The organism is Bacillus sp. N1(2025) (assembly GCF_053470005.1).
The window spans coordinates 182734-199940 of record NZ_JBLTJB010000002.1 but is presented as its reverse complement, the minus strand read 5'-3'; the positions used below and the strand labels follow the sequence as shown (position 1 = coordinate 199940).

The 17207-nt window shown below is 45.3% G+C and carries 13 protein-coding genes, 1 pseudogene and 1 riboswitch; of the genes and pseudogenes, 4 read left to right on the top strand and 10 right to left on the bottom strand.

Annotated features, from left to right (window positions below; all coding sequences use genetic code 11):
• Positions 1-17 precede the first annotated feature (17 nt).
• Positions 18-118: riboswitch (purine riboswitch) on the top strand.
• Between the two features lie 135 nt (positions 119-253).
• Complete coding sequence (locus tag ACNFN4_RS05850; protein ID WP_014419242.1) at positions 254-1447, top strand: NupC/NupG family nucleoside CNT transporter; 1194 nt, start codon at positions 254-256, stop codon at positions 1445-1447.
• A gap of 47 nt (positions 1448-1494) precedes the next feature.
• Here ACNFN4_RS05850 and ACNFN4_RS05845 read toward each other — a convergent pair whose 3' ends face one another.
• The 3 genes from ACNFN4_RS05845 to ACNFN4_RS05835 form a co-directional block, all read right to left on the bottom strand.
• A complete protein-coding gene (locus ACNFN4_RS05845; RefSeq protein ID WP_021494710.1) occupies positions 1495-2169 on the bottom strand; it encodes a DUF3298 and DUF4163 domain-containing protein in 675 nt (224 codons plus the stop codon).
• Positions 2170-2309: 140 nt separating this feature from the next.
• On the bottom strand, positions 2310-2558 hold the full coding sequence (locus tag ACNFN4_RS05840) for a hypothetical protein (protein WP_046341506.1): 249 nt from the start codon (positions 2556-2558) through the stop codon (positions 2310-2312).
• Positions 2559-2878: 320 nt separating this feature from the next.
• Positions 2879-4930 (bottom strand): catalase, encoded by a 2052-nt coding sequence (locus ACNFN4_RS05835; RefSeq protein WP_094296192.1) that lies wholly within the window; start codon positions 4928-4930, stop codon positions 2879-2881.
• A gap of 200 nt (positions 4931-5130) precedes the next feature.
• Between ACNFN4_RS05835 and citH the strand changes: the two genes are divergently transcribed.
• A complete protein-coding gene (gene citH, locus ACNFN4_RS05830) occupies positions 5131-6411 on the top strand; it encodes a citrate transporter CitH (RefSeq protein ID WP_021494706.1) in 1281 nt (426 codons plus the stop codon).
• Between the two features lie 41 nt (positions 6412-6452).
• On the opposite strand, the gene bglS is transcribed toward citH, so the two are convergent.
• Both bglS and ACNFN4_RS05820 read right to left on the bottom strand, forming a co-directional pair.
• On the bottom strand, positions 6453-7184 hold the full coding sequence (bglS, locus tag ACNFN4_RS05825) for a beta-glucanase (RefSeq protein WP_022553983.1): 732 nt from the start codon (positions 7182-7184) through the stop codon (positions 6453-6455).
• 218 nt (positions 7185-7402) lie between these two features.
• Positions 7403-7495 (bottom strand): annotated as a pseudogene (locus ACNFN4_RS05820) (CAT RNA binding domain-containing protein); the annotation flags it as partial.
• Between the two features lie 155 nt (positions 7496-7650).
• Between ACNFN4_RS05820 and ACNFN4_RS05815 the strand changes: the two are divergent.
• Positions 7651-8901: an MFS transporter gene (locus tag ACNFN4_RS05815; RefSeq protein WP_139024039.1), complete on the top strand. Its 1251-nt coding sequence runs from the start codon at positions 7651-7653 to the stop codon at positions 8899-8901.
• A 31-nt stretch (positions 8902-8932) separates the two neighbouring features.
• Here ACNFN4_RS05815 and ACNFN4_RS05810 read toward each other — a convergent pair whose 3' ends face one another.
• From ACNFN4_RS05810 to ACNFN4_RS05795, 4 genes are all read right to left on the bottom strand, one after another.
• Complete coding sequence (locus ACNFN4_RS05810; protein ID WP_072177492.1) at positions 8933-10372, bottom strand: DEAD/DEAH box helicase; 1440 nt, start codon at positions 10370-10372, stop codon at positions 8933-8935.
• Positions 10373-10617: 245 nt separating this feature from the next.
• Positions 10618-11682, bottom strand: a complete 1065-nt coding sequence (locus ACNFN4_RS05805) for a polysaccharide lyase family 1 protein (RefSeq protein WP_280144750.1) — start codon at positions 11680-11682, stop codon at positions 10618-10620.
• Positions 11683-11823: 141 nt separating this feature from the next.
• Complete coding sequence (locus ACNFN4_RS05800; RefSeq protein ID WP_017418569.1) at positions 11824-12735, bottom strand: DMT family transporter; 912 nt, start codon at positions 12733-12735, stop codon at positions 11824-11826.
• A gap of 147 nt (positions 12736-12882) precedes the next feature.
• On the bottom strand, positions 12883-13329 hold the full coding sequence (locus ACNFN4_RS05795; protein WP_017418568.1) for a universal stress protein: 447 nt from the start codon (positions 13327-13329) through the stop codon (positions 12883-12885).
• A gap of 251 nt (positions 13330-13580) precedes the next feature.
• Here ACNFN4_RS05795 and ACNFN4_RS05790 point away from each other — a divergent pair, with 251 nt between their 5' ends.
• Positions 13581-16712 (top strand): DUF3427 domain-containing protein, encoded by a 3132-nt coding sequence (locus ACNFN4_RS05790; RefSeq protein ID WP_448200056.1) that lies wholly within the window; start codon positions 13581-13583, stop codon positions 16710-16712.
• Here the strand turns inward: ACNFN4_RS05790 and ACNFN4_RS05785 are convergent.
• Positions 16701-17090, bottom strand: coding sequence for a (deoxy)nucleoside triphosphate pyrophosphohydrolase (locus ACNFN4_RS05785; RefSeq protein WP_014419264.1), 390 nt, complete (start codon positions 17088-17090; stop codon positions 16701-16703). The two genes, ACNFN4_RS05790 and ACNFN4_RS05785, sit on opposite strands and share 12 nt — an antisense overlap.
• Positions 17091-17207: the final 117 nt, after the last annotated feature.

Genomic DNA, 17207 nt, shown 5'->3' with positions numbered 1-17207 from the left:
CGATAAAATACTGCTATCTCATGTAATATCGTTATTCTTGTATATGATCAGTAATATGGTCTGATTGTTTCTACCTAGTGCCGTAAAAGACTAGACTACAAGAAAGTTTGCATAAATTTGAACGAGTGAAAAGCATATGACGCTGTCTATTCTTTTCTTTTGACTCTTATTTATCACACTTTCTGGCTTTCAGGAATTTGTGACGAATAAGAGCTTTTTTTATTTCCATAATACCCTTATAGGAGTTGCTCACATGTACTTTTTATTGAACATTGTCGGTCTCATTGTTGTCATGGCTGTTGTTTTCTTATGCTCTCCCAACAAGAAGAAGATTAAATGGCGTCCGATTGTCATGCTCCTCGTCTTTGAGTTTCTGATTACTTGGTTTATGTTAGGGACAAAAGTCGGCGGCTTTGTCATCGGGAAGATCGGCGCGTTCTTTACATGGCTGATTTCCTGCGCCAGTCAAGGGATTGCGTTCGCTTTTCCGTCTGTTATGGCCAATCCGACGGTTGATTTTTTCTTCAGCGCATTGCTGCCGATTATCTTCGTCGTGACCTTCTTTGATATGCTGTCGTATTTCGGTATTCTGCCGTGGCTCATTGATAAAATCGGCTGGCTGATTTCTAAAATATCCCGTCTGCCGAAGCTGGAGAGCTTTTTCTCCATCCAGATGATGTTTTTAGGAAATACGGAAGCTTTAGCCGTCATCCGCCAGCAGCTTGCCGCCGTCAGCAACAATCGGCTTCTGACATTCGGGCTGATGAGCATGAGCAGCATCAGCGGCTCGATCATCGGATCGTACTTGACGATGGTTCCGTCCACTTATGTGTTTACAGCCATCCCGCTGAATTGCTTAAACGCCCTTTTAATCGCCAATATGCTGAATCCCGTGGACGTTTCTAAAGAGGATGATATTATTTACGTTCCTTCAAAAGCGGAGAAAAAAGACTTCTTCTCCACAATCTCTAACAGTATGCTTGTCGGCATGAACATGGTCATTGTCATTTTAGCGATGGTGATCGGATATGTGGCGTTAACGGCCGCGTTAAACGGCGTACTCGGATTGTTCATGCACGGTTTGACCATTCAAAAGATTTTCTCATACATCTTCAGTCCGTTTGCCTTCCTTCTCGGATTAGGCGGACATGACGCGATGTATGTCGCACAGCTGATGGGCATCAAGCTCGCGACAAATGAATTTGTGGCAATGGCCGATCTGAAAGGGCAGCTGAATTCACTTCCGCCGCACACGATTGCCGTGGCTACGACATTCCTGACATCATTCGCAAACTTCAGCACCATCGGCATGATCTACGGATCTTATCAATCTCTGCTTGATGGTGAAAAATCAGCCATCATCGGAAAAAACGTCTGGAAGCTGCTTGTCAGCGGAATTGCCGTTTCCTTATTGAGCGCGGCGATTGTCGGATTGTTTGTCTGGTAATAGAAAAAAAGCGATACCGCTCCGTTTTGGAGTGATATCGCTTTTTTTTATTGATAGACGGATGCAGGTACGAAAACGTCCCGGATTCCTGCCGCGTACGGTCCGAGATCATATTGTCCGAACACAACGGCAATGCCGTTTTTCGTAAAGAAGAAAGGTCTTTCGTTATTCAGGATGATCTCCTGTTTTTTAACGTCCTGGTCAAACAGATCGTCATGTTTCTTGATGTAGCCGTAAAGATAGTCTCTCGTTTTGTTAGCTTTCGTTTTTGTATTCAGCACATTATCGAGTGTGACCCGTTTTTTTGCGGCCAGGTCGTAATTAAAGGTCTGAACGGATGTCAGCCCGTGTGCGCCGCCTGTGTAACTATAGTCTTCCGTCTGAATGCTGAGCTTGCCGTCTTGATTATACTTCACCTTGAAATCTGCCTGGTATTCCGCTTTGTAGCCTTGTTTCTCACCGTCTTTTTTGTTTTTCACATATTCTTTGTACGATTGTTCAATATAGCGCTTGAAGTCCTGATTGATTTTCTTTTCAAAAGATGCGTTTCCCGTATTTGTGACCTCGGGGTATGTCAGCTGCTTTACATGCTTATACGTATGGCTTTTGACAACGGGCTTTGCGGTTTGCGCGGCCTCAGCTGAAGGCGCGAAACCTCCGAACGGCGCGGCTGTCAGCACTGTTAAGAGCACGGCCGCCATCATTTTGAATGCCTTTTTCATCACAACTCCTCCTTTTCATTACCGTTCCCTTTTTGAAAACGGGTTACACTCTATAGACAGCGCGGATCAGCAAATTGTTTCTGGGCCTTCTTTCACATTTTCTCCATGAAAAAAAGAGACATGGAAAATCCACGCCTCTTTTACCGTGAAGGTCTTTGCGCAATGGCTTCATAAACGGCTTCCGCCAAATCGGAGTTGCCGAACATCTCCAAAACGCCGATAACGGTTTGATCAGGAATCGGTTCTGATTCCTCCTTCGGCACGACAAGTTCTTCAGCCGTTTTTCGCAGCTCTTCGTTTAAAGGCTGTCCGGGGTAAGCCTTGCTGTAAATGGCCATCGGATCAAGGTCATGATTGACGCACCATTGGGCAAACACCAAAATCATCATGTTTTCGTCACGCCGGTAATATTCTTCGAGTTGTTTTTCGGTAAACGGCTTCACTATTATTCGCTCCTCCAGAAAATCTACCCCTAAGATACACAAACAAAGAGCGGAAGTAAACCAAAGATCATTTCACCAGCAGTCAGAACCCTTTAAATAATGCAATGCCCTGACTCTCTAAAACTGTTGTCTGAATGTCCCGGACAGCGGAAGGTACGGATTTGCACGGAAGCCATTTTCGTTTTCTCCAAATATTAATGCTTCGTTCAGATATTTCACTTTCACAAGAAAAAAGCGCCCCCCTCATAAAAGGCGCTTTTTCATTCTTATATGTTTCTGTCCCAATGCCGATGCTCAGCCACGGCTTTCAGAAATTGTTCGCAGTTTCCGTCCGGAACAAGGCCGGGGCCGTTTTCGGTTCCGGCGGCGAGGGCGAGAAGTTCTTTTCCTTCACCGGAGGCGCCGATCGCTTTGTAATGGCTGAAGGCTTCGTTAACGAAGTCTCTGGCCGATTTTTGGGCTTTGAGGCTGTCTGTGCTTTGTTTTCCGCCCGGAATGAAAACAGCGTCGTACAGGACGGAATCCGCTGTCAGGAAAGTGGCTGACGCTTCCAGCTTCGTACCGTTTTCTCCCTTGACGGTTCCCAGCGCGGGGCTGATGATATCGGCTCTGACTCCCGCCTGTTTGCATGCGTCAAGCACTTGTTTGACTTTCTCATCAGAAAACCCGTGGTCGGTTAAAACCGCAACCTGCCTTGTCGCTGCCGTCTTCACCGTGTTTTCCTGGCTTAAGGCAGGGGAAGTGAACGTTTCATCAGATTCACGGTCCTTCGGCGGCGGGTTCACGCCGATTCCTTTCGCAACACGCTCGGCAAGCCCGGCGTCGACATGACTGAAGACATCAACCACCTGCTGCTGCACATCCTTGCTGTTCACTTTTCCGACTTCAAAACAGAACGCGGAGATGATATGTTCTTTCTCAGCGGGAGACATACTGTTCCAGAACATCTTGGCCTGAGAAAAATAGTCATTGAAGCTCTCACTGCGCTGGCGGATTTTTCTGCCTTCTACTTTTTCCTGGTAATGAACGTATCCGCCTTCTTCTTCTGAGGCCGGCGACGGATCATTGTTCTGCAGGGAATTTTTATGATAGGCGACGGGACCCTTATTAATCGTCATCCGGTGGTAGCCGTCGTATTGGTTGTTATGGAACGGGCAGACCGGCCGGTTGATCGGAATCTCGTGAAAATTCGGCCCGCCAAGACGGATGAGCTGTGTATCTGTATAAGAGAAAAGCCGGCCTTGAAGAAGCGGATCATTGGTGAAATCAATGCCCGGCACGACATTTCCCGGGTGAAAGGCAACCTGTTCCGTTTCCGCAAAGACATTGTCCTGATTGCGGTCAAGGGTCATTTTTCCGATCAGCTTGACGGGAACCAACTCCTCCGGCCACAGCTTCGTCGGATCAAGGATATCGAAATCGAATTTGAACTCGTCTTCTTCGTCTATCATCTGAACACCGAGCTCATACTCGACTTTGCCGCCGTTTTCAATCGTTTCCCACAGGTCGCGGCGGTTGAAATCGGGATCTTTCCCGGCAATTTTCTGCGCTTCATCCCATACGAGGGAATGAACGCCGAGCACGGGTTTCCAGTGGAATTTGACAAAGCGCGCTTTTCCTTTCTCGTTGACGAAACGGAACGTATGCACGCCGAAGCCCTCCATCATCCGATAGCTTCGCGGGATGCCGCGGTCAGACATCGTCCACATGACCATGTGCGCGGATTCAGGATTGTTTGCGACAAAATCCCAGAACGTATCATGAGCCGTCGCAGCCTGCGGCATTTCATTGTGCGGTTCCGGTTTTATGGCGTGAACGAGATCCGGGAATTTGATCGCGTCCTGAATGAAGAACACCGGAATATTGTTTCCGACGAGGTCATAGTTCCCTTCTTCAGTATAAAACTTCGTCGCAAATCCCCTGGCGTCACGGACGGTGTCGGCTGACCCCTTGGAGCCCGCCACTGTTGAGAAACGGACGAAAACAGGCGTTTTGACGGACGGGTCCTGCAAAAATTTCGCCCGTGTATATTCCGTCATCGGTTCGTACACCTGAAAATGCCCATGAACGCCGTACCCGCGCGCATGAACGACCCGTTCCGGAATCCGCTCGTGGTCAAAGTGCGTCATTTTTTCACGAAAATGAAAATCCTCCATCAGCGTGGGGCCGCGGACGCCCGCTTTTAAAGAATGCTCATCCTCAGACACGCGAAGCCCCTGATTGGTCGTCATTTTTTTGCCGCTGTTATCAGACCGGTACTGCTCCAGCTGTTCGTCCTTTGAGTGTTCATTTACTCGTTTGTTTTGATCATCACTCATGTCAGTTCCCCCTTTTAAAACGAAACATTCTACAGCACATTTACCCGCGGCGTTCTTCATATAAACTGCTGATCCGCTCATTAGGATTTTAGGTCTGTATTTACATATGCGGTCATACACATTTTGAAATAAGCCATTTTCACAGAAATAAATCGTGAAAGCGCTTACTAATACAGCTGTTGAACAGGGGAGGTCATATCGTGCTTGCCATACTCGGTTTTGTGATGATGATTGTCTTTATGTATCTTATTATGTCTAACCGGCTTTCCGCTCTTATTGCTTTGATTGTCGTTCCTGTTGTGTTTGCCCTGATCAGCGGATTTGGCAAAGATCTCGGCGAGATGATGATTCAAGGCGTTACAGACCTCGCTCCTACCGGGATCATGCTGTTATTCGCCATCCTGTATTTCGGCATTATGATTGACTCAGGTCTGTTTGATCCCCTCATTGCCAAAATCCTATCGCTTGTCAAAGGGGACCCGTTAAAAATCGCCATCGGCACAGCGGTTCTGACGATGACCATTTCGCTGGACGGAGATGGGACAACAACGTATATGATTACGATTGCGGCAATGCTGCCCCTTTACAAACGGCTCGGCATGAACCGTTTGGTGCTGGCGGGGATTGCGATGCTCGGTTCGGGAGTCATGAATATTATTCCGTGGGGCGGGCCGACGGCGAGGGTTTTAGCTTCCTTGAAATTGGACACGTCAGAAGTTTTTACGCCGCTGATTCCCGCTATGATCGCCGGCGTTCTCTGGGTGATCGCCGTTGCTTATCTCCTCGGAAAAAAAGAACGGAAGCGGCTCGGCATCATTTCGATTGAACATGCACCGTCTTCTGATCCGGAGGCGACGCCGCTCAAGCGTCCGGCTCTCCAATGGTTCAACCTGCTGCTGACTGTCGCCCTGATGGCCGCGCTGATCACCAGCCTGCTGCCAATCCCTGTTCTTTTTATGATCGCGTTCGCCATCGCCTTGATGGTCAACTATCCAAATGTCAAAGAGCAGCAGAAACGGATCTCAGCGCATGCGGGTAATGCGTTAAACGTTGTCTCAATGGTGTTTGCTGCGGGCATATTCACAGGCATTCTCTCCGGCACAAAAATGGTCGATGCGATGGCGCATTCTCTCGTTTCCCTCATCCCTGATGCAATGGGCCCGCATCTGCCGTTGATCACTGCGATTGCCAGCATGCCTTTCACCTTTTTCATGTCGAATGACGCCTTTTACTTCGGTGTCCTTCCCATCATTGCCGAAGCCGCTTCCGCTTACGGAATAGACGCCGCTGAAATCGGAAGAGCCTCCTTGCTGGGCCAGCCGGTGCATCTGCTCAGCCCGCTTGTACCATCCACCTATCTATTGGTCGGAATGGCGGGCGTCAGCTTTGGCGACCATCAAAAATTCACTATTAAATGGGCCGTGGGAACAACGATTGTGATGACGATTGCGGCGCTTTTGATTGGGATTATTTCGTTTTAATTAAAAAAGGATTTCCGTTTGCGGAAATCCTTTTCTGTACATTATTTTTTTGTATAGCGCACCCAGTCATAATGAGCGTATAGCGGATTTACACCATTGTAGGAACCGAGCCAGTCATCGACACCTATCCCATTCCACAAGTTCATCATGATCTTTCCCGGTGTTGTCGGGATTTGGCTTGTCGCAGTATGTTTTAATTGCCCATCGACATACCATTTAATAGAGTTTGGCTGCCAATCGAACGCATACGTATGATAGGCATTGGCCGCGTCAAATCCGAGATCCGCAACCTTCTCATGGTTTCCCGCGCCATTTGTATAATAATTAAATTGAACCTTTGTCGTGTCTTTTCCTAAAAATTCAATATCAATCTCATCCCAAGGAGTTCCATCCGTTGGACCTGTATAAGTGAAGAACGATGAAACGATCCCTGTGTTTTTAGCCGGTTTCATTCTGACTTCATAAAGTCCATAGCCATAGGTTTGAACGGAGCGGTTCTCCCCGCAGTCAAACTTGTTATAAGACGGGCTTGTCAGCGCCAAACGCATTTCACCTGATGACGTCATGGATACATTATTTGCACGCCACGTGCAGTTGAACATATCTCCATTGGAGTAACCATTTGCTTTTTGCCATAATCCGGAGTTATAGCTGTTAAAAGGTTCAAAAAACGATCCGCCTGTTTGAGCTGATGCAGTAGAAGTGATCGCACACAAACTCAAAAACAATCCAGTGACAAGAAGCAGCAGCACTCGTTTCATATGATAAAACATGTCGGCATTCCCCTTTCTTTGAAAGCGATTTCTTTATCAATCATACATGATTCTGTTAAAAGGGGACATCGGTCAGAATAATGATAATAATGAATCTTAAAAAAACCTAAATTACCATCAGCACAAACAGAAATGATCAGCGCTCATTGTAATTTAGGTTTTGCCTGCCTTAACCAAGTCATATGTGAATGTAAGACAAAATAAATACAAGGAAACTAAAATGGAATGCCCCGGCCCATGATGACCAATTCCTGATTGCCTTCTTTGAGCACACTGACGACATTATTACTAATGACTTTCGCAATCTTCAATTCTGTCTACCTCCCGCCTGACCATTTACCTGCTACACCTTTGAACTAGTTCAATATCTCCAGGTCAATCAGAAAACGCCGTTCAGAAATCTTTGTCCAACGATGAGGCAGCGGCGCATATAATGCAGAGAACCGGTTTTTGGGAAGGAGCGTGTGTGATGAAACGGTTTTCGAAAGAAGAAAGCAGCTGGATGCTGTATGATTGGGCCAATTCAGCTTATTCGGTCATTATTATGACGGCGGTGTTCCCCTTGTTTTTTAAAGCCGCGGCAGCGGAAAACGGTGTCAGCGCGGCTGATTCCACCGCTTATTTGGGCTATACGATTGCCGCCGCGACTTTTATTTTGGCGATGCTCGGCCCCGTCTTAGGAACGATTGCCGACTACAAAGGATGCAAGAAACGGTTTTTTGCCTTCTTTTTTCTGATCGGTGTGGCGGGCACCGCCGCGCTGGCTTTGATTCCCGGCGAATCTTGGATGCTGTTATTAATTTGTTATACGATTTCCACGATCGGCTTTGCCGGGTCTAATGTGTTTTATGATGCGTTTCTCGTTGATGTGGCCGCAAAGGAGCGGATGAATATGGTGTCCGCCAGGGGATTTGGACTGGGCTATATCGGCAGCACAATCCCTTTTCTCCTCAGCATTGCCGTCATTCTTTCAGCACAAGCGGAGGTGATTCCGCTGTCCGCCCAGACTGCCGGCCGCATTGCCTTTTTGATTACGGCGGCATGGTGGGGGCTGTTTTCGATCCCGCTCCTTCTCCGCGTCCGCCAGCGCTATTATATCGAGAGGGAGCCGCGGCTTGTACTCAGCAGTTTTATACGGCTGGCCGGCACGCTGAAGCAGATCAGGAAGCATCGGGCGCTGTTTTTGTTTCTGCTCGCCTATTTCTTCTACATCGACGGGGTCGGCACCATCATTACGATGTCCACATCATACGGGGCTGACCTCGGCATCAGCGCGGCAAATCTGCTGATTGTTTTATTTGTCACACAGGTCGTCGCCGCGCCTTTTTCGATTTTGTACGGACGGCTGGCCGAACGGTTTAAAGGAAAAACGATGCTTTATGCCGGAATCGGCGTGTATATGATTGTCTGCACGTACGCTTATTTTATGGATTCCGCTTTTGATTTCTGGGTTTTGGCTATGCTTGTCGCCACTTCCCAAGGAGGTATTCAGGCGCTGAGCCGCTCTTACTTTGCCAAGCTTGTCCCCAAACAGAACGCCAATGAGTTTTTCGGCTTTTATAATATTTTCGGCAAGTTCGCTTCGATTATCGGCCCTCTTTTGATTGCCGTCACCGCCCAGCTGACCGGAAATTCGTCAGCCGCCGTGTTCAGCCTGATCATTTTGTTTGTAATCGGGATTGGCATCCTTGCGTTCGTCCCCGAGGAGACGGCGTAAAAAAAGCCTGCACGCGGCAGGCTTTCTTTTTTTATTTCTTGGCTTTATGGACTTTCAGTTTTTTGCCTTTGACCGTCGTATTTTTCATGATGTCAAGAACGTGCGGACCTTTGCCGTTCAGAATTTCGACGTACGATGCGTTGTCCAGAATCGTGATAATCCCGATATCATCAGCTGAAACGCCGTCGATTTTCGCAATCGTTCCGACAAAATCGACCGCTCTGAGTTTTTTCTTTTTCCCGCCGTTAAAGTACAGCTTCATGATGTCTTTGTTTAACTGTTCGCTTTTGTCTGTTTTGACATCGGGGCGGGCGTTCAGTTTTTCCGCAAAAGCCGCTTTCCGTTCCGCTGTTTCTTTCTCGGACGGCGCCTCCCGCTTCTGGATGCGGAAACCGATATATGTCTCAATGTCATTCAGAAACCGCGATTCAGACGGTGTCACAAACGTGACGGCCCGTCCGCGGTGTCCGGCGCGGCCCGTTCTGCCGGTGCGGTGCACATAGCTTTCTTTTTCAAGCGGAATATCATAATTGATGACGAGGCTGATGTTTTCAATATCAATTCCTCTGGCGGCAACGTCGGTCGCAATGAGATAGCGGAACTCGCCGCGCTTGAATTCATTCATGACGTCAAAGCGGTCTTCCTGCACCATTCCGCCGTGAATTTTATCGCAAGGGTAGCCCAGCCTGTCCAGCTCATCGGTTAACTGGATGACTCTTTCTTTTGTCCGGCAGAATATGATGCAGCTGTCCGGGTTTTCGGTGATCAGGACATCACGCAGCAAAGATGTTTTGTCCTCTTCTTCTGTTCTGGTGACAAAATGCTCAATGTCTTTTGTCGTCAGGCCTTCCGCTTTTACTTCAATCAATTCAGGGTCTTTCATATATGTGCGTCTCAGCTTCTCGACGTCATCCGGCAGCGTCGCTGAAAACAGCATGGTGACTCTGTTTTTCGGCAGATGCTGAATGATGGCTTCCACCTGTTCAATAAATCCCATATTCAGCATTTCATCCGCTTCGTCAATCACCACATACGCCAGCCGTTCAAGCGGCAGCGTCCCTTTCTCTATATGATCAAGCACACGCCCCGGCGTTCCGGCAACAACGTGGCTTTTTTGCTTCAGTTCGGTTTTCTGTTTGTCAAAAGAAGCTTTTCCGAAAACCGCCGTGGCTTTTATCCGTTTGAAACGGCCGATATTCGTGATATCTTCTTTAATCTGCGCCGCAAGCTCGCGGGTCGGCGTTAAAATCAGTGCCTGCGGTTTGTTTTCCTCCCATTCCGCAAGCTCACAGATCGGAATGCCGAAAGCCGCGGTTTTGCCGCTGCCCGTCTGCGATTTGACGACGAGGTCTTTTTTTTGCAGCGCGGCGGGGATGACGCGCCGCTGCACTTCAGTCGGCTCGGTGTATTGCAAGCCATTCAGCGCCCGTCGGATCTCGGGGCTGATCGCATATTCATTAAACTCATTCATGACTAAACTCCTTCTCTGTCCGGCTCCCCTCATTATACGCGAAATGCCGCCGCTTTACCCTGACGTTTTGCCGGGCCATTCGGGGGACTGCTTTTTCACTTGTTCTTTTTTAAAATTTTACAGATACCCCACTTGTAATACAAATCCATAATACAAGTAGATATTAAAGGTTATTTTAGAGAGAACAGGAACTTCTAACCTTTTATTCATATAAAAAAACCGCCGGCTGCCGGCGGTTTTTCGTATTATGGATAGCGGAGATTTGTATTTTGCGCTCCCGCGTAGGATTGGGCGAAGTTTTTGGCGTCCTGGGCTGAAAGCGTGCCGTAGCTGTAATTTGATCTCGGATTCCAGCTGGTGCGCGGTGATTTCGGGGCTTTGAGCGACGGGAATGAACCGGTGTCGGTGAATTGGGCGGTCCCGTAGTCGTCTATCATTCCGCCTTTTTCATTTCCGTTACCGAAATAGTTGGCTTCTGAGAAGACAGTCGCGTTTGTATGAATGGTGAATCCTAAATTGAAATTGGTCACATAGTTGTTTTTCGCGTGAAAATAGCCGTATCTCATCAGGCCCGGTGAACGCACATAGACGTTATTAAAATAGTTGTTGGTGATCGTCATATGCGGATAGCCGATATAATTGCGTCCTTCGTTATCATCATTCGGATAACCGAGAATCAGACCGTACAGATGGTCTGTGAATTTAGAGTTAGACAGCGTCACAAAATCCGCTTTGGCGCCGACATACAGAAGCTTTCCCAAATCGCTGCGGCTGTTCGGATTGTAGCTGTGTCCTTCAAACCACACGTGGTCAATCCAGTAATTCTGTCCGTTCGCTATGTACATCGGAATGTCGTTGTTGCCTGTAATGGCGGCACTATGGCTGATAATGAGATTTTTGAAAATCACATTGTTTGAGCCGGAGCCGGTGGTCAGATAGATGTTGGTCAGCCTGTGGCTGGTATAAGAGCCGACGATGGTTTTATTCGCGCCGACTGTCACAACGGCTTTACCCGGGGAAGAAATATCACTTGTGATGACGATGGTTTTGCGATCCGTTCCGCCCGCATTGTTTTTCAGATCATTGAGATTGCTGACGTAGACGACGGGGCCGCCTTGGCCTCCCGATACGGCGGATTTTGCTTTTCCGTTATGGTCCTTCGCATTTCCCGCAAATCCGGTAAGTCCCTGCATCACATCCGGATAAGCCGCTGCCGCTTCTGCCTGCTTTGATACGGAACATACGATGGCCAGACAAAGCGCAAAGCCGAGTGCAGCCAAGAAAGCGAGATGACGCGTCTTGTTTATCATGCCCTTCACTCCTTTAATCTCTTAAATTGTAAACACAAGAAGTATTATACAATTACTATCCTCTTTTTCCATGATCTGTTTGTCTGCTTTTTCGTTATGGCTGAATAGCCCCAAAATAAAAAAAGCAGCCGGTACGGCCGCCTATATACGGGTGCTGTCTGCCTGAGTTTCCGACGGCACGGCTTTTTGCTTTCGAATCAGGGACAGCGCCATTCCCGCAAAAATCAATACAATCCCCAAAGATTGATAAAGGTCGGGGCGAAATCCCGTAAATACGGTGTCAAGCACAATCGCCACCGCCGGATCAAGAAATACGATGATTGAAATAAACCGGGTGGATAAAAACCGCAAGCTGTCAAAAAAGAGCAAATACACAATTCCCGTATGAATGATGCCGGTCGACACAATCATGATCCAGTTCACATGCGACAAATCAGAAAAAGCGCCGAAACGGACGAACGGAAGAAGAATGATAACGCCCAATCCGGTCTGCAAACAGGTGACGGCGTATGGGCTGAGGCTGTTAATGCCTTTCCCGGCCAGTGTCGTAAAAGCATAAAAAAGGGCGGCCAGCACGGCCCAAATAATACCCGATCCCATCAGCTGAGAAAATGATGTACTTCCGTTGATACCGGAAATCAGGGCGGTGCCCAGAAAACAAATCACGATGGAAGTGACGGACACAATATGCAGTTTCTCCCGGTATATAAGGCTCCCTAGGAGAAGGACGAGAACCGGAGCCAGATGATAAACGGAAATCGCTATCGTCACTGATGTCTCCTCAAATGATTTAAATAAAAACACCCAGTTCAGCACGAGAAAAAATCCGCAGGCCAGTGTCTGCAGCACCTCACGCCGGTTCCATTGTTCGGTGCGGTACCGTCCCGAACCAAACCAGCAAACGCCCAGAAACAATGAGGCGCACAGACATCTCACAAAGACCAGTTCAATTGAAGGCACATTCGTATGTTCCGAGAAAAAGCCGATTGATCCGAAAATGACCATGGAAATGACCATTTTGATGACGGCATTTGATGTTTGTTCAGCTTGCATTGATTTGCTTCCCCCATATCATTGACTGTTTATTCAGACAAATACTAACAGCCATTTTACTTGATTCAGAGGAAGATTTCATCCTATTTTTCGAAAGACGGCGGTCTTTTCTCATTAAAAAAACCCCGCATCAGCAGGGTCTTCCGTTTAATGAACGATCAGTACAGGACAAGGAGACAATTGTGAGACCTTATGGCTCACGCTTCCGAGCATCATTTCTTTAAATCCGCTGATTCCGCGGCTTCCGACGACAATCAGATTGAAATGCTGTTCTTTCGCTATGTTTAAAATTTGATGCGCAGGTTCGCCTTGGACGTACAGGCTTTCCGCGTTTACTCCGCTTTCTGCCGCTTTCTGCTTGGCATCTTCCAGAATGGCCGCTCCTTTTTGCTCGACTTCATGTTTGATGTCTTCAATGAAGTTTTCCGGAACATAGACAATCCCTGTTAAGGCTGATGTGGAGACAACGGCTTCACGTCCCGCATAGAGAATGGTGAGTTCAGCCTGCTGTTCTTTCGCCAGATGGATCGCTGCGTCCAAAGCTTTGCTGCTCATGTCTGAACCGTCTACTGCTGCAAGAATTTTTTTAAACATATGAATCCCGCCTTTCTGCTTTTATTGTCCTCCTCTCTTTGCTGAATGTCAATTTTGCCGGCTTGCTCCGGAACATTGCGCTTACAGACTTTCTCCGTTTGTGGCGATGACGTCTTTATACCAAACCAAACTACCTCAGCGTTATTTTTTAAGCGCTTAATAAATAGGACTTTATTCTCTTCTTTTTTAGTATTACCTATTGGTAAGAGTAGTGATAAAATGGAATTATTGATATAAAAAAGGAGATTATGATGAGAAATCATAGAGGCTTCCATGAGGAAATTCAGCAACAACAAAAACTTTATCCAACATCACATCGCATTCAACCGGTCAGCCCAAAAGAATATGCAGAGGTTTTGACTTTACATACGGCAAAACAACTGAGCGAGACATTTCAAACACTTGTGGATCAAGATCAATATGAACAAGCGATTCAGCTGAGCGAGAAGGTTGCCTCTCAGCTTGGACAACATACGAATTTTTCATTACCACTTTCCACAGTGCTTTATAGTTTAAACGAAATGGAACTTCCTATTTCAGAGGAATTTTCTCTACATCGTCTGAAACTGCTAGGAAATCATCAAACTCATGATAACTTTTTCAAAGCATTAAAACACGAGATGTTAACGGCGGATCGGGTAGACTTTATGGTTAGTTTTACAAGGTGGTCTGGTGTTCAACTTTTGATCCCTCCGCTTCAGGAGCTTGCGAAAAGACATGTCCCTGTACGCATCATTACATCTACCTATATGGGTATTACAGAACCGAAGGCGTTAAGACATCTTCTTCAATTTGAAAATGTTGAGTTGAGAATTGTAAATGAATATAAAAAATCTTTCCATACGAAAGCATACTTATTTGAACGCTGTTCTGGACAGCATAGTGTCATTGTAGGATCTTCAAATCTATCACAAGCTGCACTTACGACCGGGTATGAGTTAAATGTTAGACTACCTGAAACCAGATATCTCCCCGTTTATCAACAAACAAAAGATTTGTTTGACACTATTTGGAATGAAAAGACACAGCCTGTTGACGAACAATTTTTACAAGCCTATGAGGAATTCCAAGCAGGAAGCCAAAAGGTAAGTGCTTCCTTTGCTGCTCAAAACTCTCTTTACAAAACGAAAATGTCCCCGAATGCCATGCAAAAGGAAGCGTTACGAAACCTTAAAAAAACAAGAAACGAAGGGGAGACAAAAGCAGTCATCATCGCCGCCACTGGAACCGGAAAAACATTTTTAGCAGCATTTGATTTTGAGCAATTTAAACCAAATAAATATCTTTTTCTTGCCCACCGGGAAGAGTTACTTACAAAAGCAATCGAAACATTTCAGAAAGTCACCAATAATCATGAAGATTTTGGTTTATTGACTGGAACCAAAAAAGAAAGAGATAAACGTTTTCTATTTAGCACAGTACAAACGTTACATAAAAAAGAAACATTGGAATCCTTTTCAACAGATGAATTTGACTACATTGTGATTGATGAATTCCATCATGCAGAAGCATCTACTTATCAAGCTATATTAAACTACTTTACACCAAAGTTTTTATTAGGTTTAACTGCAACACCAGAGCGCCTTGACGGTAAAGACGTGCTTCAGATTTGTGATCATAATGTTGTTTATGAAATCAGACTCCGCGATGCACTAAAGGCAGAGCTACTTGCGCCATTTCACTATTTTGGAATTTCAGATCATACTGTAGATTACGAAAAAGTAAAAGTGAAAAATGGGCTGTACGAAGAGAAATCGCTAGTAGATCATTTAAAAACTCATAAACGAGTAGAATATATCATCAAAATGATCAACATGTATGGATTTTACGGCGAGAAAATGGTTGGCTTAGGTTTCTGTACAAACGTCGAACACGCAATATACATGAGTGATGAATTTAACAAATTGGGATTTTATACAACTTACTTAACAGGAAATGATTCTCCTGCAAAAAGACAAGAGGTCATTCGTCAATTGGAGGATCCGCACCACAGTTTAGAACTTATATTTACAGTAGATATTTTCAACGAAGGAATAGATATTCCAAAGCTCAATCTACTATTGTTCCTTAGACCAACAGAATCGCCAACGATTTTCATTCAGCAATTAGGACGGGGACTTAGAAAAACTGACGATAAAGAGTTTGTAACGATACTGGATTTTATCGGAAACTATCAAAAGTCATTTGTTATTCCACTCGCACTATCTGGACAAACAAGCCAAAAATCGTTTGATAAAGATTCCCTCCGAGTGGCTGTGACGCATGAGTTTTCAGATTTACCTGGAGGATCTTATGTTGACCTTTCAGCCGTAACGAAGAAAGAAATTTTAAATAAGATCGATCATATTAAACTAAATTCAGATGCCATGCTGAAAACGTTATACAAGCAATTTAAACAAGAGCTAGGACGCTCTCCAGAATTAATTGATTTTTTATACTCTGAACAGGCACCTGGGCTTACCTTTTTTATAAAGAAATACAAATCGTGGGTACAGACCAAAAAGAAAATGGACGATTTGAATGTTACAGATGAAGGAATTCTCAATAATCCCTTGGTTGTAGGGATAGTAGCAAAATTAGAACAGCAATTACCTATTAAATGGCCTTATGAATGGTTAATTTTACAGAGTGGTTTTCACAAAAATATCATCACAATAGAAGATGTAAAAGAATCGTTAGAAAAACAGTTTCATATTCAAATCACAACAGATACACATGATGACCTCATACAGCGAGCAATGGAGCGTTTAACGAAATCAGATCAAAAACAGAATTGGCGCTTTGGTACATTACAAGGTGATACATTCAAGTTAGATACAGAAGTGAGCGAGATATTAAACGATCCATTATTCGGACCGTATATTAAGGAGCGCGTCCACTATGGACTGATTGAATTTAGACGTATGAACAATATAGAAGCCCTTGCTTCAAGAGAGATTAAGCTTACAATGTATCAAACCTACACAAGAAATGAGCTCATTTATCTTTTTCAGTCAACTGACCAGGAAGGGACTTGGCGAGAGGGCTTAAAAAGAGTCAAAAATCAGTATTTAATTTTTGTCACTCTTAATAAATCAGAGGATGTTGAAGACCATCTACTTTACAAGGATTATTTTATTGATCCTAGTCACTTTCATTGGCAAAGTCCTAACCATACCTCTCATGAAACTAAGGGTGGTCAAAGTATAACTCATCATAAACAAAAAGATTATTGTTATCATTTGTTTGTAAGGAAATGCAAGAAAATGCATAAAATCACCTTGCCATTTACTTATTTAGGAGAGGTAGACTATGTGTCAAGCCACGGAGACAAGCCAATGAATGTCAAATGGAAGCTCCATCAGCCTGTCCCAGAAAACTTGTATGTGGATTTAACGAATTAAAGCAGATACGGTCGGAAGATCAGCGGGTGCCCACTCTAGTGATTCTAGCTCACGAATAGGCACCCATCTGAATTCCGCATGCTCTTTTGCTACCGGCTCCCCTGATACAATCTTCGCTTTTATTGAAATTAAATTGACGATGACCTTCTCATATTCATGATGAATATCGGCTATCACATCGTCCGCAACAATTTTACAATCAAGTTCCTCTTCAATTTCTCTTACAAGTGCTTCCCGAGCATTCTCTCCTTCTTCAAGCTTTCCACCAGGAAACTCCCACAGATTAGGAAGAGACATTGTTGGTGAACGTAGAGCACATAGAATTTCATTGTTTTCATTTTGTATGACTGCGGCGGCTACTTTTATTGTTTTTTTCAAAATTAAACTTCCTTTCGTTTTTTCATAGGTATGTATTCAAATTTTTGTTTTCAATTTTATACTATTCACTACAAATGATAGAGGTTGAGTCCATCATAATTCAATTAGTTTATTAAA

Excerpts from the sequence above, each read along its gene's own strand:
- ACNFN4_RS05850 (WP_014419242.1), top strand. The coding sequence starts at position 254 with ATGTACTTTTTATTGAACATTGTCGGTCTCATTGTTGTCATGGCTGTT.
- ACNFN4_RS05845 (WP_021494710.1), bottom strand. The coding sequence starts at position 2,169 with ATGAAAAAGGCATTCAAAATGATGGCGGCCGTGCTCTTAACAGTGCTG.
- ACNFN4_RS05840 (WP_046341506.1), bottom strand. The coding sequence starts at position 2,558 with ATGATGATTTTGGTGTTTGCCCAATGGTGCGTCAATCATGACCTTGAT.
- ACNFN4_RS05835 (WP_094296192.1), bottom strand. The coding sequence starts at position 4,930 with ATGAGTGATGATCAAAACAAACGAGTAAATGAACACTCAAAGGACGAA.
- bglS (WP_022553983.1), bottom strand. The coding sequence starts at position 7,184 with ATGTTTTATCATATGAAACGAGTGCTGCTGCTTCTTGTCACTGGATTG.
- ACNFN4_RS05810 (WP_072177492.1), bottom strand. The coding sequence starts at position 10,372 with ATGAATGAGTTTAATGAATATGCGATCAGCCCCGAGATCCGACGGGCG.
- ACNFN4_RS05805 (WP_280144750.1), bottom strand. The coding sequence starts at position 11,682 with ATGATAAACAAGACGCGTCATCTCGCTTTCTTGGCTGCACTCGGCTTT.
- ACNFN4_RS05800 (WP_017418569.1), bottom strand. The coding sequence starts at position 12,735 with ATGCAAGCTGAACAAACATCAAATGCCGTCATCAAAATGGTCATTTCC.
- ACNFN4_RS05795 (WP_017418568.1), bottom strand. The coding sequence starts at position 13,329 with ATGTTTAAAAAAATTCTTGCAGCAGTAGACGGTTCAGACATGAGCAGC.
- ACNFN4_RS05790 (WP_448200056.1), top strand. The coding sequence starts at position 13,581 with ATGAGAAATCATAGAGGCTTCCATGAGGAAATTCAGCAACAACAAAAA.